Origin of the sequence: Neochlamydia sp. EPS4, assembly GCF_000813665.1 — a bacterium.
GTDB lineage: Bacteria > Chlamydiota > Chlamydiia > Chlamydiales > Parachlamydiaceae > Neochlamydia.
Genome location: NZ_JSDQ01000030.1, coordinates 24,103 through 41,481, shown reverse-complemented (window position 1 = coordinate 41,481; position 17,379 = coordinate 24,103). Strand labels below are relative to the sequence as shown.

9 protein-coding genes are annotated in these 17,379 nt (G+C 38.3%); 6 read left to right on the top strand and 3 right to left on the bottom strand.

Translation table 11 applies throughout. The features are described 5' to 3' along the window. The first annotated feature begins 39 nt into the window (after positions 1-39). The 3 genes from groES to DB42_RS02665 all read left to right on the top strand — a co-directional run bounded on the left by groES (position 40) and on the right by DB42_RS02665 (position 2,390). Entirely contained in the window at positions 40-333 is a 294-nt protein-coding gene (groES, locus tag DB42_RS02675) for a co-chaperone GroES (RefSeq protein ID WP_039386337.1), read from the top strand. A gap of 36 nt (positions 334-369) precedes the next feature. Beyond that, a complete protein-coding gene (gene groL / locus DB42_RS02670; protein ID WP_044881621.1) occupies positions 370-2,061 on the top strand; it encodes a chaperonin GroEL in 1,692 nt (563 codons plus the stop codon). 74 nt (positions 2,062-2,135) lie between these two features. After that, complete coding sequence (locus tag DB42_RS02665) at positions 2,136-2,390, top strand: FmdB family zinc ribbon protein (protein WP_044881620.1); 255 nt, start codon at positions 2,136-2,138, stop codon at positions 2,388-2,390. A gap of 418 nt (positions 2,391-2,808) precedes the next feature. On the opposite strand, the gene DB42_RS02660 is transcribed toward DB42_RS02665, so the two are convergent. Both DB42_RS02660 and der read right to left on the bottom strand, forming a co-directional pair. Next, the gene (locus DB42_RS02660) at positions 2,809-3,648 is read right to left on the bottom strand and encodes a 50S ribosomal protein L11 methyltransferase (RefSeq protein ID WP_044881619.1); all 840 of its coding nucleotides are present in this window, start codon (positions 3,646-3,648) and stop codon (positions 2,809-2,811) included. A gap of 233 nt (positions 3,649-3,881) precedes the next feature. Continuing rightward, a complete protein-coding gene (gene der / locus DB42_RS02655) occupies positions 3,882-5,309 on the bottom strand; it encodes a ribosome biogenesis GTPase Der (protein WP_044881618.1) in 1,428 nt (475 codons plus the stop codon). 115 nt (positions 5,310-5,424) lie between these two features. Between der and DB42_RS02650 the strand changes: the two genes are divergently transcribed. Beyond that, the gene (locus tag DB42_RS02650) at positions 5,425-7,293 is read left to right on the top strand and encodes a SulP family inorganic anion transporter (protein WP_044881651.1); all 1,869 of its coding nucleotides are present in this window, start codon (positions 5,425-5,427) and stop codon (positions 7,291-7,293) included. A gap of 274 nt (positions 7,294-7,567) precedes the next feature. On the opposite strand, the gene DB42_RS02645 is transcribed toward DB42_RS02650, so the two are convergent. Then, a complete protein-coding gene (locus DB42_RS02645; protein ID WP_044881617.1) occupies positions 7,568-10,339 on the bottom strand; it encodes a hsp70 family protein in 2,772 nt (923 codons plus the stop codon). Positions 10,340-11,655: 1,316 nt separating this feature from the next. Here DB42_RS02645 and DB42_RS02640 point away from each other — a divergent pair. Beyond that, on the top strand, positions 11,656-14,232 hold the full coding sequence (locus DB42_RS02640; protein WP_044881616.1) for a hypothetical protein: 2,577 nt from the start codon (positions 11,656-11,658) through the stop codon (positions 14,230-14,232). A 243-nt stretch (positions 14,233-14,475) separates the two neighbouring features. Next, positions 14,476-17,157 (top strand): magnesium-translocating P-type ATPase, encoded by a 2,682-nt coding sequence (gene mgtA / locus DB42_RS02635; RefSeq protein WP_080502687.1) that lies wholly within the window; start codon positions 14,476-14,478, stop codon positions 17,155-17,157. Positions 17,158-17,379 lie beyond the last annotated feature (222 nt).

Below are 17,379 nucleotides of genomic sequence, written 5' to 3'. Positions count from 1 at the left end.
ATCTCCCTAAACAATTTTTCTAAACAGGAGCACTGTGCTATGACAAAAATAAAACCTCTTGGTAATCGCGTTTTAATTAAACGTTCCAAACCTCAGCCTACCAAAGGTGGTATCCTACTGCCAGACTCAGCCCAAGAAAAACCAAAAGAAGGAGTGATTGTAGCTGTCGGTCCTGGTAAATTAAACGATGAAGGACAAAGAGAGCCCCTTAATGTACAAGTGGGTGATCGCATTTTATTCAGCTCATATGCTGGAACTGAGATCAAAAATAGTGATGAAGAAGATGAGCTTCTAATCATGTCTGAAGATGATATACTTGGTGTTCTTGCTTAACTGTGATTCCTATTCAAACTTTATGGAGCTCTACTTATGCCAAAACTATTGCAATTTAACGAAGAAGCTTTAAAGTCCATCCTTAAGGGTGTGCGGACTTTAGCTAAAGCAGTCAAAGTAACCTTGGGTCCCAAAGGACGCAATGTGGTGATCAACAAAGGCTTTGGCTCTCCACTATCTACTAAAGACGGAGTAACCGTTGCTAAAGAAATTACTTTGAAAGACAAATTTGAAAATATGGGCGCACAACTTGTTAAAGAAGTGGCCTCTAAAACTTCCGATATAGCTGGCGATGGAACGACTACAGCCATTGTGCTTGCTGAAGCTCTTTTTAGTGCTGGTGTTAAAAATGTGACCGCTGGTGCCAACCCTATGGCAATCAAGCGAGGCATGGATCAAGCAGTGAATGTAACTTGCCAAGCTTTAGATCAACTAGCTTGTCCTATTAATACTCCCGAAGAAGTCAAGCAAATTGCTACCATTTCTGCTAACAATGATAGTAGCATAGGTGCCATTATTGCCGAAGCTATGGAAAAAGTTGGCAAAGATGGTATTATTTCAGTAGCCGAAGCCAAAGGCATTGAAACCACATTAGATGTGGTCGAAGGGATGCAATTTGATAAAGGCTATCTGTCTCCTTATTTTGTTTCTAACCCAGAAAACATGACGGTAGAATTATCCAACGCGGCTATCTTAATTACCGATAAAAAATTATCTACAGTTAAAGATGTAGTGCCTTTTCTAGAAAAAGTGATGGAACAAGGAACAAGGCCTCTTCTTATTATTGCTGATGATGTAGATGGAGAAGCTTTAGCCACTTTAGTTGTCAATAAACTTAAAGCCGGACTTCCCATTTGTGCCGTTAAAGCACCAGGATTTGGAGATCGTCGTAAGGCTATGCTTGAAGATATGGCTATTCTTACCGGAGCGACGTTAGTTTCAGAAGAAACAGGTCTTCGCATTGATCAAGTAGATAGCGAAGTTTTAGGACACGCTAAGACAATTAAAGTTTCTAAAGAAGAAACAGTAATTATTGATGGAGCGGGTGAGCTGAAAAAGATTAAAGAAAGAGAAAATCAGATTAAAGCTCAGATCAATCATCCAGCTGTCTCAACTTATGACAAAGAAAAACTTGAAGAGCGCTTAGCAAAATTAGTAGGCGGAGTGGCTGTCATCAATGTAGGAGCAGCTACAGAAACGGAACTTAAAGAGAAAAAAGCTCGGGTGGAAGATGCCCTTCATGCAACGCGCGCAGCAGTAGCAGAAGGAATTGTTCCAGGAGGAGGAGTGGCTCTTTTACGTGCTATCAAGAGCTTAGAGTCACTTAAGTTATCTAGCGATGAAGCGATCGGGGTAAATTTAGTCCTTCAAGCTGCTTATGCACCAGCCACGGCTATTGCCAATAATTGTGGCAAGCAAGGTAATTTAATTGCCGAGAAAGTCTATGAATTTAAGGGAGCCTTAGGATACAACGGTTTAACCGATGAGTTCACAGATTTGATCAAAGCAGGCGTAATCGATCCTGTACGTGTAACTAAAACTGCTTTGATTAACGCCTCTTCTATAGCCTCTCTCCTTTTAACTACCGCTGCAATGATTACCGATAAACCAAAGCCTAAATCTGCTATGACCGGAGCTCCTGGTATGGGCGATATGGGTGGCATGGGCAGTATGGGTATGGGCGGCATGGGTGGTATGGGTGGTATGGGTGGCATGGACATGATGTAAAAATACCAGCTAAAAAGTCTTAACCTAACCGGAAGTCAGCAATGTTGGCTTCCGGATTATTTTTTGGAGTAGTTATGCCTACATATGCCTATCATTGTACAAGTTGTAATGCTAATCATGAAACTTTTCAAAAGATTAGCGAAGAACCCATAAAAATATGCCTATCTTGTGGAAAGCCTACCTTGCAAAGGGGCCCCGGAGGAGGAATTGGATTAGCATTCAAAGGAAAAGGATTTTACATTAACGATTACGGAAAAGGCGCCTCTCCTGGGGAAGAAAAAGCTTCTGGCCCAGATAACTGTGCCTGCGGCAAGAATAAATGCGAATAAAAAAAGAGCTTATTCACTTAAAACCCTCCTAGGGGCCTCTACTGAAAGCTCTTCGCATTCTCCGATAGGGTCGGCAACTTTTTTGTAAAACTTTACGATCTTTTTCTAGGTATCTAATATTTAGAGAATACTAAGAAAAACCTATAGAAGGCTTTAGCCTCCAAAGTTTGAGCTTTTAAAGCCTAAACTCTTTTAAAAATTTAATCCGGTTCTACAGCCTACAATTACAACTTAAACAAATCTTTTTCCTCCCGGAAGAAACAAGACAATTTTATCAGTTAGAAGCTTTAATTTAATAACAACCCTCCCACCTCTCCTTCCTGTAGGAATATGATAGCTAATTGAGCGGCTAGATTAAATGAGAGCTTTTTAGAGAATGCTTCAAAGGAAATAAAACTGGATTCTCATAAGATAAAAGTTAAGGCTTGCAAATTTCAAATTGTAGACTTACCCACCCTTGTTCCTCTTGCTCTTTAAGCACTTTCCACCCCCAAGCTTGGGCTAAATGAAGGTAATCATGCTTTTGCTCCGATAAGATACCTGATACTAAGCAAATATCATGGTAACCATGGAGACATTTTAATGCCTCCCAAGCATTCTGCTGCTCAGCCATAATCATATTCATTAAGATTACAGGCGGTGCAGAGAGAGAAGAGATTATAAAATCTTGAGGGAGGCTAATGGTTACCTTATCCTGCATCTTATTTAGCAGAGCATTTTCTCGGGAATGCTTTAAAGCCTTAGGATCAATATCCAGAGCATACACATGTTTTGCCCCTAAAGCGACTGAACATAAAGCTAATACCCCACTACCACAACCGATATCTACGACCTCTTTCCCGCATACATTATCATTTAACATATCCACTATTAATCGGGTAGTCGGATGAGAAAGGTCCCCAAAGCCAGCTCCTGGCATAAGTTTAAGCTGCTTTCCGTAAGAAGAGCAGGCATACGGTAAATCAATATGCACGCAGCCGTCATAAAAATTAAGGCCATGGGCTTCCCATTGTGATTGCCAATCAATTTCTCCTAGCTCACTAGGCTCAGCAAATTGAATGAAAGGGAAAAGGTTCAGTAAAGACTTAACGGTCGGCTCATTTTCAGCCAAAATATAAATACGAGGAAAAGCTTTAAAATCTTCTTCCATATAAAGAGGGGTTAAGCCTGCCTCTTGCAACGATTCCCATGCTTCATCTAAAGAGGTTTCATTTTTAACATGTAAAGCAAAACATGGAAAAGGCTTTTTATCATTCATAAGCTAACCGGGAAAGTCTGTTCACTTAGTTTTTATTCAGAAAGCACTTAATTTTCCCTCTCCTTTTTATAATCAAGAGGTAATCACAACTCACAGAGAGCGGTTAAGTAAGCATGCCTCTTCATAAAGGTTTAGAGCTTGATTACAAATTATTTTAAAAGCCATCAGCTATAAATAAAGGGTAAAGGACTGAAAGAAGCTTTCTATTTTAAAATTATGGGATAATAAGAAACTTATAAGGTGTTTTCTTCTTCTTCAAAATCCTCGTAAGCCTGTACGATTTCATCATCTTCTTGATACTTTTCCTGAGGTTGAAGCTGACTTTTGGCCTTTCGTTCAGAGAAAGTAGTTTTTTTCTTTCCTTTTACATACAGTTCTAAAGGAACTCCTACGAATCCATAAGTTTCACGGAACTGATTATAAAGATATTTCTTATAACTTTCACTCATCAGGTTAGGATAATTAACAAAAAGGATAAACTTGGGCGGCTGTACATCAACTTGCGCCATGTAGTAAATCCTTAAGCGTTTACCGCCAATCATGGGAGGATGATTCTTCTGTAGCGCACTTTCAATAAATTTATTAAGCTGATGCGTAGGAATACGCTTTAAAGAATGTTCTTGCACGCTTTTAATTTCTTCAAAAAGCTTTTCAACATTTCTTCCTGTGGTAGCCGACATAAAGATCTTAGGACAATGGCTTAAAAAAGAAACCTCGTCATTGATGTCTTTTAAACAATGTTCCATACGAAATCCCTTAACCAGATCCCATTTATTAAATACCAGAATACATCCTTTGCCACTTTCTTCAATTTTATTAGCAATCTTTTTATCCTGTACGGTCATACCCTGTTGGGCATCTAACATCAGCACACAAATATCTGCGCGTTCTATAGCCCTTTCCGTACGAATAGCTGCAAATTTGTCTACCACTTCATGTTCAGCATGCTTACGACGTATACCAGCTGTATCGATTAAGCGAAAATGATCTTCTTGGTGGGTTACAGAAACATCTATACTATCCCTAGTCGTACCTGGAATGGGACTCACAATGCAACGCTCTTCATCTAATAGAAAATTAATAAGTGAGGATTTCCCTACATTGGGACGCCCGACAATTGCTACTTTGGTAGCCAAATCCTCTTCTGCTTGCAAGTCGTCTTGCTCTAGGTCTTCAAAGGCTTCCTCTAAAAGCTCAGCCATGTGCCAGCCTTGCGCAGCAGATACTGAAATCATCTTCTTGATTCCTAGAGAGTGAAATTCATGCAAGAGGTATTCTTGGGCTCCATTATCAATCTTATTGACAGCCAAGCAAACAGGTTTTTTAGTTTTTAGCAAAATTTTTGAAATTTCTTTATCTAACTTAGTAATTCCCAGATGAGCGTCTACTACCATTACAATTGTGTCCGCTTCTTCAATCGCTACTTCCGCTTGGCGTAAAATATGCTCATTAAAATCTGCGTGCGAATGGTAATCCATCCCGCCAGTATCGATTACTTCAAAAGCTCTGCCAAAAAACTCAGCTTGACTATACAAACGATCGCGTGTAATTCCTTCAGCTTCATCAACAATGGCGATCTTTTTTTTACAGATACGATTAAAAAGAGCGGATTTTCCTACGTTAGGTCGTCCTACAATAGCTAGTTTAGGTAAATGTGTCATAACTCTATCGATTTTAATGTTTAGTTGACAAATCATAACATTTTAAATGTTAAAAATAAATAGACTTTTCTATAAATTTAATTTAGTATACTGGTGTAAAAACAAATCTCTTTTTATGGGCGCCAATTACCTTTCAGATGACATCTCATTTTCTCTTTTAAAAAGGGAAATTTCCGCTTATTCTTGGAACACTTTCCGCAGTGATGCAATCGCTGCTCTAACCGTGGCCTTGATTACTTTGCCTCAAGCGATGGCAGCAGCTCTTCTTGCCGGCCTGCCTTTATCGAGTGGTCTTTTTGCAGCCATTTATTCCTCTATTTTAGCGAGTCTATTAGGATCTTCGCCTCAACTTGTAGTAGGTCCTAGTAACGCCATTGCTATTTTGGTACAAGCAGGCACAGCAGAAGTTCTTTATCATCATTATCGTGAAGTAGTCGGAGTAGATCGCGATATTATTGCTCTGCAAATCCTAACGCAGTTAACCTTTTTAACCGGTTTTTTACAGATCGTAGCAGCAGGATGCAAGTTAGGAAGGCTTACCCAATTTGTCAGCTATACCGTTATTATAGGCTATATTGTCGGCACTGCCCTTGCAATGGTAATTACTCAATCCTACGTTCTCCTAGGCCTCAGCTTCATGCCTGGCGTCCATTCACTTTATGAACGAGGAGCCTATCTTTTAGCTCAATGGCGTAGCATCCATATTCCTACGACTTTGATAGGAATGGCAAGCTTGGCCTTGCTTATTTTTTTAAGACGCACCAATCAGCGTATTCCAGCAGCTTTTCTCTCTTTAATCTTTGCTGCTGTAAGCGTTTATCTTTTACAGATCCCCGCTATTGGCAATTTTATTGATCATTTCTTTGCCTTTGATGCCCAGCAATCCGTGCATAAAATTCTTTTAGTAGAAGACACTGGGGAATTAAAAAATGCTATTCCTCATGTTAAGTTATTCTTTTTTAATACCGGTATTATGAATGAATTGCTTCCTGTCTCTTTTGCTATTGCGCTCTTAAGTATTATGGAAACAACTTCGGCTGCCAAATCAATCGCTGCAGGAACAGGTCATGCCCTTTCAATCAATCAAGAGATTTTCGGGATTGGAATGGGTAACTTACTCGCCTCTTTTATTGGAGCTATGCCTATCTCAGGCAGTGCTTCCCGCAGTAACCTTAATGTTACCTTGGGAGCCAAAACACGCTTTGCTAGTATTATGAACTCACTAGTTGTTGCCTTATTGTTAGGAGCTTTTGTCTTTTTCATCACCAAGATTCCTTTAACAACTTTTGCTGCCATTTTATTAATCACTGCCGCCAATCTTGTAAATCCTAAACAATTCCTTGTATGCATGAAGGCGACTAATTCGGATGCCTTAGTTTTGTGGGCTACCATCTTATCATGCCTATTTTTTAGCCTAGATGTTGCCTTCTACATTGGTATCATCATCTCAATTACCTTATATCTAAAAAAAGCAGCTATCCCACAACTAATCGAATATGATTTTGACCAGGCAGGTGAGCTTATTAACCTCGATAGATCTGGGGCTCATAAAGAAAAAAACATACGTTTCATCAAAGTAGAAGGAGAACTTTTCTTTGGGGCAGCTGATTTGTTTCAATCCACATTGAAGTCCATTACAGAAGATGATAACAAAACTAAAGTTATCATTTTACAACTTAAAAATGCGCGCGATATTGATGCCACCTCCTGCCTTGCCTTGCAACAGCTGAATAATTATCTTAAAAACTCAGAACGCCACTTAATCACTTGCGGAATTACGCCTCCTTTATGGGATGTATTTTGTGCCTCAGGGATTATTGAATCGTTAGGTAAGGAAAACCTTTTTGTCTTTGATGAGCGGCAGCCTCAGCATCATATGTTAAAAGCTTTATCACGAGCCCATGAACTTGTCAGCCATTCATCAATTTCTCCTCCTTCTCCAGAAGTAGAAACGCTTTTTACAAGCTTACCGACTGCCCCCTAATTCAAAACAATCTATTTATTAATTATACGCTTTCAAGCTACTTCTTATGTAATCCCGTACTTTATAAAATTCCTCTCATTAAGTAGAGAGGTAACTTTCATAAGGTTAGGTATGCAGACTTAGTTTTTTTAAAGGGTATTACTTGCCCACCCAGACCTTTTAATAAACAAGTTCTTTAAAAAGTTTGCATCATACTTAATAGCATAAGTGCTTAACTTCTCTAAGCTTTATACTCGTTCGGCTTTGCTCCTTATGATAAAAAGTTTTTCTATCCCTATTTTTCTCTTTCTAAAATTAAGCCGGCAGGTAATTTCTCACCAAAAGCCTGCTCTTGCTCTTGTAAGGTTAAAGTAGCAGTTTGAGTCAACATTCTCTGCAAATGCTCATGTTGAGGAAGAAGAGAAAAAGTGTTCAAAATATTATCTACAGTAGTTTGCGAAATATCTACTTCACGATGAGCCGTTTTCCTAGCTAATTGACCTAGAAGATGAGCTAATGGATCGTGGGGAGAAAGCTTAAGTAAAGATTCAATCCATTTAGAGCACTCCTCGCTGGGAACTACATAAGCTAGAGATCCATAGATTAAATGACGGGCCCCTATACGACCCAAAGCCCAATAATCTGCAGCCACTGCTTCACCAGCACAAATGCGGGTGAGAATGGCTAGTCCTATTTTTCTTTTTAGAGCCAGATCGAGCCATTCAAATGAAGCTAACGTTCTTATTTTTTCTGAATAAGAATAGATATCATTTTTACTTTTAAGAATAATCTTAGAAGTCTTATTAGGTAATAGGGTGGCCAGAATATCATTAGCTAACTGAATTTGCTGGCCTTTATTTAAACCACCCGCTATGCGGCGATAACAGATCCACTGTTGAATGAGGCATTCAAAAGACTTGGCTAACTTAAAATCTCCTAAAATAATTTTCCATAATTCTTTAATGCGAAAATCATCCAAAGGATAGCCAAAGCCAGGTCGCAGAAAAAAGCCTATCATATTCCACCAGCGTGGCTCAAGATCAGCAGAAGCTTTACGTTGATCAGCTAAGCTTAACAAGGTATCAAACAATCCTCTCAATAGGCTTAAAGGCCAATCCAGGCGTGCTCTATCTAAATAATTCTCCAATTTTTCCATCATTTTTTCTGCTTTAGTCGAGCTTGTAAATATTTCACGAAGATACTCTTGAGATGACTTTAAATAGGAGGAATCAAAACTTTCATCCTGACGTTTCGACTCTAAGGAGGAAACATTATTTTCTTGGCCTGATATCTGCCGTACTTGAAATTCTAAAGGCCAGCGATGCCCGGTTGTTGACGATTGCAACCATACTTCTAATGTGCCGATAGCTGTCAGCTTTATATGAAGCTTTACAGGGATATTATCTAAGACACTTTCAGAGAGCTGCTTTTTCCCTACACGCAAAATGGTATGAATGGCAGGCATTGCCTGCAGTTCTTGATTATCGATCTCTATTATATCTCCCTTTTGGTCATCTAAACGCACTTGTGATGTATATAAGCTAAACGAGACGGGTACATTGGGCCGCAATGAAAAAGTATGTTCACATTGATAGCTTGCACCTTCTTCAGCTCCTCGAGGCAAAAGAGTCAAAGCTTGGTTTGAAACTGTGCCATCGTATTTTTTAACATCAATTCCTAGATAATAGGTTTTTGGTATTCCACTAGCTATCCTTACTCCATAGCCTCGACGTACTTTTCCATAGTAAGCGGCTCCTCGGGCCACAGCTATATCAAGACCTACGCTTTCCAAAATTTTTGTTTGTGAGCCCGGATACCATCTTTCCAACGAGCATATAAGAGCTTGCTGAAAAATAGTAGGCTCCATGGAACCCCCATTAAAAAGAATGTAGTCAGGAGCTTTTTGAAACTGCGAGCGCTTTAAGAACGTAGCTAAATGTTTAGTAATAGAAGGCTCTTCTTCGTAGGGAAGGCCTACCATCCGAAATCCTGTAGATCTGCGTAATTGAAGGGCTTCTTCAAGAGAATATTGTGCAAAAAACCCATTTAACAATAAATGAGCCACTTCGTGGCGTTTAACCTGGATAGATAAGCTTCCTTTAACTACCGCAGACCCTGAACCTTGCAACAAAACTGTAAAATGGTCTACAGCAGAGGCTGCATTTTCTAGCAAAGCTTCCTTAGCAGCTTTAGCTTGATGTTTCAGCTGCAGCCATTGAATAAGCTGAAAATCTCTTTTTCCATACTCATGAGATAGCCTTTCTTCAAGATAGTGGGCAAGAGCAATATCCATGTTATCACCCCCTAATAACAGATGATCGCCTACAGCCCTACGGTTTAAAGTTAGCTCGCTTTTTCCTTGCTGCACTTCTATCAAACTAAAATCCGTAGTACCGCCTCCTACATCACAGACAAGGATAGTTTGTCCTGCCTGCATCTGTTGCTGCCATTGATTTTCATGTAAAGAGATCCAACTATAAAAAGCTGCTTGGGGTTCTTCAAGCAAGGTTAAATGAATAAATCCTGCTATCTTAGCAGCCTCAACAGTTAAACGTCTTGCTACTTCATCAAAAGAAGCAGGAACTGTCAGAACAATCTCTTGTTGTTCAAACTCTGCCTCAGGATTCGATTTAGCCATGAGGTAATTCCAGGCATGACGAATATGGTTCAAATAATGCGCTGTGGCCTCCAAGGGGCTGATTTTTTGATCCGCTTCACTAGCTTCAGGGGGAAGGATTTTATCATTTCTATTAGCAACTGAATAGCTTAGCCAGCTTTTAGCCGACTGAACAAGCCGCGTGGGGACCCTAGCTCCGTGTGCATGGGCAAAAAAGCCTACAAATGTGTCATTATTTTTTTTCCAAGGCAAATCTAAAGCTGCTCCTTGCCACTCCATGGGAGCTGAAAGATATACAAAAGAGGGTAAGGTATGGCGTAGTCCTATATAGCTGGGCCCCAGCAGCTGAGGTACAGCAAAAGATTGAATGGAAGCTTTGGGATGTTGAGTATCCACATATGAAATGCAACTATTTGTCGTTCCTAAATCAATTCCAATAATATATCTCATCTCTTATTTCTCCCGTTTAAAGCTAAAGCTTCCAAAAACACTTTAAAAAAAGGACAGGCAAGTGGGGTCACACTTGCCCCCACCGCTTTGGTTAATATCTTAGCCATGGCATCTATTTAGACTCTTAGCTATCTCTTAAGTTTTAATTAGAGATAGCTCAAAACATTTTATTAGCCATTTTAAATAGGATATTCCTGCTTGCCTGAATTAATATTGATATAAAGCTATAAAGCGTAGGGTTTCTCCCATGGCCTAACGATTATTAATAAATCCTTGCAAATAGGGCAGGCTCACCTATGGGGAGCTAGCATGTAAGGCAAGGGTAGAATTTTTTATAAAATCTATAGGTTTTATTGAAACCCTTTGATTACTTTCTAGTGAGGAGCCATGTTAGATAACAAGACAAGTTAAAATTAATTTAAAAAACATTTTACCAAATAACAGTTTGGCAGCTCTTTTATCTAGTAAGACCTATTAATCCTCTAGGGGTTAGCGAGGTAGACTACAATATGTTTAAAGAGACCTTCTAATACTCAAACAGAGAAAAAGCCACGTGTAACCTTCATCCACCCAGATTATTGAAGGGGCTTAATCGCTCTTCAGAAACTTTTATCTCTTAAATTTAAAAGAAGCTGCACCCGATTTCTTTGCTCGTCCGATAATACAAAGCTACTTTATGTTCTGCTTTAGCCCAAACCGGCTCCCTACAGCAAGGGCAAGGCTCACCAAGCTTATAGCATCTTGTATTTCCTAGGAAATTTTACATTTTCTTTAGTACATTTGCAAATTGTAATTGAGAATTTTCTCTACCTTGGGACTTTTTTAGTATGAGGATAGTTAGATAAGCTACCTTTAGTTAAGAGAAATGCAAAAGAAAAATATAACATACAACAATTCATTCCATCGGCACACCTTCCAGGAAGGTAAAAAGTAGAATAGCAACTTATGCAAGGAAAAAGAATAAAAAATTTTATTTCATTTATTTCCTCTTATTTGCCACAAGAATTATTTCTTTAATGGCAAACCTTGGTTTATTTGACATACAAAAATTCTTTTCCTATACTTTGTGATTATTTCTGTAGAGCAGGAAAAAGGTCAATTTTAAGCCATTTTCAAGAAGGAACGTATACGCGTGAATGGATAAGGTCTTAGTAGATGGAATCAATAGATCCTTCCATTTAAGCTACTAACTAAAGTCTTTCCCTTAAAAATTCATTAATCATAATAATTTGGGAGTATTATTCATATTTTATCTGGTTATTTAAACTCTATTTTTATATAATAAAATCAATTTTCATTATTTAGTGAGAAATAATATGACATATGCCAGTGCTTTTAAAACATCTGCTTCTAGAAGATCTGAGAAAATGGAAGATTTAGATGTTGCGACACACGAGTTAAGGGATCACAGCTTACCGTCCATTGTAAAGAAAGATTCAGCGGGCAGATCTTACACCATCTACACTGAAAATATTTATCATTCTAGCTATGCCTGGCGAGTAAAAAAAGGCTTAATAGCTTTGGCTGCTACCTTTTTTTCTTGTGGATTAGCATTGATATCAAAAAGTGTAAGAAAATTTTGGCACGAATGTATAAGCGGCATCGAAACTAAGCAGATTAAAGTCTTGACCAGGTTAAATCCGACCGATGAGAAAACCAAAAATATAGGCAGTAATAAATTTTCTTCCCCAACTCTACTTGAGCAAAAGCATTCTGCAGTTAAAAAAGAGGTCAATCCTCTTCCCTCTTTTTCTTCTCCTACTTATCACTCTTTAGAAAAGGAAAAGCTTTCCTCTACGTTTACCCCGCAAGCTCTACCTGAAGAAAGCACCTCAATACCTAAGTCTGCTCTTTTACCTCAAAGCCAATCTCTACTTTTTCAACTCTTTTTTCCTTCTACTAAGGAAATTGAAAGCTTAAATACAAAAGAGATCCCTCCTATCCTTACCTTAGAGCCAAAAGAGGCACAGCTAAATCAGCCAGGTAATCTTTTTACAGAAACGCATGATCGCTATCATAATCGGATAGAGGGTGTCATGAAGCAACCGCTGCATACATGGCTCCAAAGAGAAGAACATGAAATGCGACAAATTACAGGCTTACATGAAGAGGGCTTGTTTAGTTTTCAGAAGCGTATTGAGGATAGGCTCAATCAATTTAACCAATCTTTTCAGTTGCTACCTCGTTTTCGACGATTAGCAAAAAATCCTCTTCTCAAGAAGCTGAAAATTAAAGACCTCGAAGCTGCATGGGAGCAGTCGACTCTTAAAATTTTTCTGCTAGATGAAGAAGAAGTGTCTAATATGAGCATAGACGCTATTAACAAATTATCTACCAGGCAGGCAAAGTTCTTAAGCCAGCAAGCCACGATGTTAAGAAAGAAAGAGCTTGGCTTAGCTATTAATTCCGCCGAGACTTTGAAAAAATTGACTTTATGGGATCTACGCCAAGTAAATATAAGTTCCCTTGAGCTGGTGATAGAGCATTTATCAAGCAATTTAATCGAATGCTTGACTGAAGAGCAAAAGTTAGGCCTTAATATCGATCTTCTAAGTGCTAAGCAGTTTAGAATTATTTACAAGAATGAGAAAAGAATCAAAGCTTTATCTGCAAGCGCTCTAGTGGTTGGCTTAAATAATGGCTTATTTGATGGAAAAATTAGTAGGCTAATCTCTTTTGAGCAAGTGAGAAATATAGACTTTACGCAAGTGAATCTATATAAACAAGAGCATAATCAAATGATCCTCAATACGATCATCGATACAATCACCAAGAAAGATAAGAGCTTACAAAGCCTTCAGCAGGCTAGCCTTTTATACTTATTGCCTTTCATCAACCCTATTTATCTTCGTCATTTAACACCAGAGCAAATTCAAGCGATTGATTTTAAAAATGAGAAAATTACACAGGCTATGGTCAGCGGGATAATAGGATGGAAAGGATGGCAGCAAACAAATTCACCTAGCAACCTTCAATTTTTTACGCCTCAGCAAATTATCAACTGCTTACAAAGAAATTTATTCAATTCTGAAGCTTTACAGTCTATCTCAGGAAAACAGGTAGAACAGCTAGATTTTACACAATTGGATTTATATAAGCTCGAACAGGATCCCCTTATTTTTGATTGCCTGAATACAATCATAAATAGGCTCACTATACAAGACTCTAGTTTAAAAAGCCTCCAAGAGCCTAGCTTCTTATACTTATTGCCTTTGTTAAAGCCCGTTTATCTTAATTATTTGACCCAGCAACAGATTCAACGGCTTGATTTTAAAAAAGAAAACATTACGCAAGCTATGGTGGATGGAATTGTAGGAGAATCCAGAACAAATAAAAAAAATAATCCACTGGAATTTTTTGAACCTCAGCAAATCATCGACTGCCTACAAAGAGATTTACTCAGCCCTCAAGCTGCACGTCTACTTTCTGCAAAAAAAATTAAGCAGATAGATTTCACTAAAATTGAACTTCTTACGCTCTCTCCTGCTAGTAAGGCTGCTATCAATGTTTTTATGCATACCCTTACTACAAAAGATAAGAGTCTGCAAAACCTTGGGAAAAGTAGCTTTTTATATTTATTGCCGATTATACCGCTTTCCTTACTTAATTATCTTAGCCGTGAACAAATCCAAGCGATTGACTTTAAAAAAGAGAGCATAACTCCAGACATGTTAAAAGGAATTCTAGGAGTCGATCACATATCTAGGCCTATAAAAACTTTAGAATTCTTTATGCCAGCGCAAATTATAGACTGTTTAAAAAGAGATCTATTTGATATGCGATCAGCTTTCTCTTTAACTCCTCAACAAATTGCTCAAATAGACTTAAAAAAAATTGAACCTAAAACCGAGGTGACCCTAGCTCTTATTCGCCGCCATTCGCCTAAAAATTAAGATGGCTTAAAGTGTATCTAATAAGCTACAAACGGTTAGAATCGAAGATTGTTTCTAAGTCTTAAGTTATTGTTTCTTAAGGCTAAAAAACATCTTTTGGAATAAGGCTAGCAAGAGAGTTTAACTAAAAATTAGACGCACTACTTGAGTTTTTTTAGATAAGCAGGCGGGCTCGATTAAATGCCTGCAAATTCCTCTATTTTGCTTAAAAGTTTCAGCTTTCTTTAATAAAAGGGACCCTAGATGAGAAAGTTTTTTCTCAGTAAAGTTTCTTTCCCTCTAGCTTTCAAATTTTCTTTGCATTCCCCTATACTTCCTGAAGAGAGCAGGCAAACTTTTTCTCTTTTAACTCCCTTTTTAAACATCTCTTCTACAGAAGTATTGCTAAAATTAAATACAACGCTTAAGGGATTAACGACTGATGAAGCTGAGGCTAGACTTGAGAAGTATGGGCTAAATGATATTAAAGGCGATAAACCTGCTAATAAATACACTCTGCTATTAAAGTATTTTATTAATCCTTTTATCGTTTTGTTGGTAATGCTTGCAGGCATTTCTTTATTTTTAAGTAATATAGACGCAGCCATTATTATTTCAGTGATGGTAGCTATCAGCGTGATAATAAGATTTTTTCAAGAGTGGCAGTCGAAAAAGACGGCAGCGAAACTTAAGGCCATGGTAAGTACCCAAGCAACCGTGCTGCGGCGTCAAGACTCGAATAGTGAGCCACAAAAGCAAGAGATAGATATTAAGCTTTTAGTACCTGGCGACATTATCCATCTATCAGCGGGGGATATGGTACCAGCAGATGTGAGATTACTCTCTGCCAAAGAATTATATGTTAGCCAGTCATCCCTATCAGGAGAATCTTTACCCGTCGAAAAAGAAGCTATTTCTCATCCTGCTAGGAGTACAGAAAATTTATGGGAAATGCCCCATCTTTGTTTCATGGGCACTCATGTTTTCAACGGAACTGCTCTAGCAGTTGTCCTAACAACGGGAGAGCATACATATCTTGGTGGAATGGCAAAAAGCATAACCCACCCTCGTCCCCTAACCGCTTTTGACACAGGAATTAGTAAGGTCAGTTGGCTGCTCATTCGGCTAATGTGCATAACAGTCCCCATAGTTTTTTTGTTGAATGGATTCATTAAAGGAGATTGGCTGGAGTCTTTACTTTTTGCGTTGTCAGTAGCCGTAGGTCTAACACCTGAAATGTTTCCTATGATTATCACTGTTAATCTTGCTAAAGGTGCCGTAAGCATGTCTCGTCATCAGGTAATCGTCAAACACTTAAATGCCATCCAAAATTTTGGAGCTATGAATATCCTTTGTACAGATAAAACGGGCACACTTACTCAAGATAAAGTCATCCTAGAGAGGCATCTAGATATCGAGGGAAACGATAATCAAGAAGTGTTGCTTTTTGGTTATTTAAACAGCTTTTATCAAACCGGCCTCAGGAATCTTCTAGACAAAGCTATTTTAGAACATAGCGAAATAGAAAAAACTTTAGATTTAAGAAGCAATTATAAAAAAATAGACGAAATTCCTTTTGATTTTGTGCGTAAAAGAATGTCTGTTATCGTAGAAAAAAATGCACAAGAACATCTTTTAATCTGTAAAGGTGCCTTTGAAGAAGTTGTAAGCCTGTGTAGTGAGGTCAAAATAAAAGGCTCTACTCTTTCTTTGTCTCTTTCTCTCAAAGATAAAATAAATAGCTTAGCGAAGGAACTTTATCAAGAAGGCATGCGTATTTTAGCTGTGGCTTACAAATGCGTAGAGCCTACTGAGAGCAAGGAATATACGGAAAAGGATGAAAAGGAGATGATACTTCTCGGCTTACTAACTTTTCTTGATCCTCCTAAATCAACAGCCGCAGAAGCCATCGCTCAATTACGCTGCCAAAATGTTCAGGTTAAAATTTTAACAGGAGATAATGAGTGGGTAACCCATCGAATCTGCCAGTGGGTCAATCTTAAAGTTGAAAATTCTCTTACCGGGCATGAACTTGAAAAAATGAACGATAAAGAACTTTCAGATATAGTGGACCACACAACCCTTTTTACTAAATTAACGCCTCTTCAAAAATCTAGAGTAATTGCCTCATTAAAATCTAATGGCCATACAGTAGGATATTTAGGAGATGGAATTAATGATGCTCCTGCCCTTTGTGAAGCTGATGTAGGGATTTCTGTTGATACAGCTGTCGATATCGCTAAAGAATCAGCTGATATCATCATGCTAGAAAAAAGTTTACTTTTTTTAAACGCTGGGGTGGTCGAAGGGCGTAAGACCTTTGGTAATATTCTCAAATATCTAAAGATGACTCTAAGTGCAAATTTTGGAAATGTGTTTAGTATTCTAGGAGCTAGTGCTTTATTTCCTTTTCTACCCATGTTGCCTATTCAATTACTAATTCAAAATCTTTTGTATGAGATTTCACAAGCGACCATACCTTGGGACCACATGGATCCAGAGTTTTTAGCCTATCCTCAGCGTTGGGAGCCTGGAGATATAGCTAAATTCATGCTGGTAGTAGGGCCTATAAGCTCAATTTTTGACTATATAACTTTTGCCGTTATGTGGTTCATTTTTGCTGCCAGTACTCCTGAGAAACAATCTATATTCCAAACGGGCTGGTTTATAGAAGGATTACTTTCTCAGACATTAATCGTTCATATGATTCGAACTCCCAAGATTCCTTTTATTCAAAGCATGGCCGCATGGCCGCTTACATTAACCACCTGGGTAATTATAGCTATAGGAATTTACCTTCCTTATGCATGCATAGGAGCAAGCATTGGATTGGTACCTTTGCCCTGGAGTTATTTTCCTTGGCTATTAATCATTTTATTAGGATATTGCCTTCTCACCCAGCTAATAAAAATATGGTTTATAAAAAAGTTTGGGCGTTGGCTATAAAAAATTTCTAGTTTGCCAGAGGAAAGCTATTAGCTTAATAGTTCGCTAATGGGGCTTTAAACCAATAGCCTTTGCTTATTGAGGAGATTTGAAAAATTTAAGTCTTTATACGCTTTAAAGAAACTTAGTCTACATGTCCAACCATCTGAGAGATGTCTTTCTGCTTAGCGAAAGGGATTTTATATAGTATGGGGATACATAAGGAGTAGTTCAAAAGCGTAT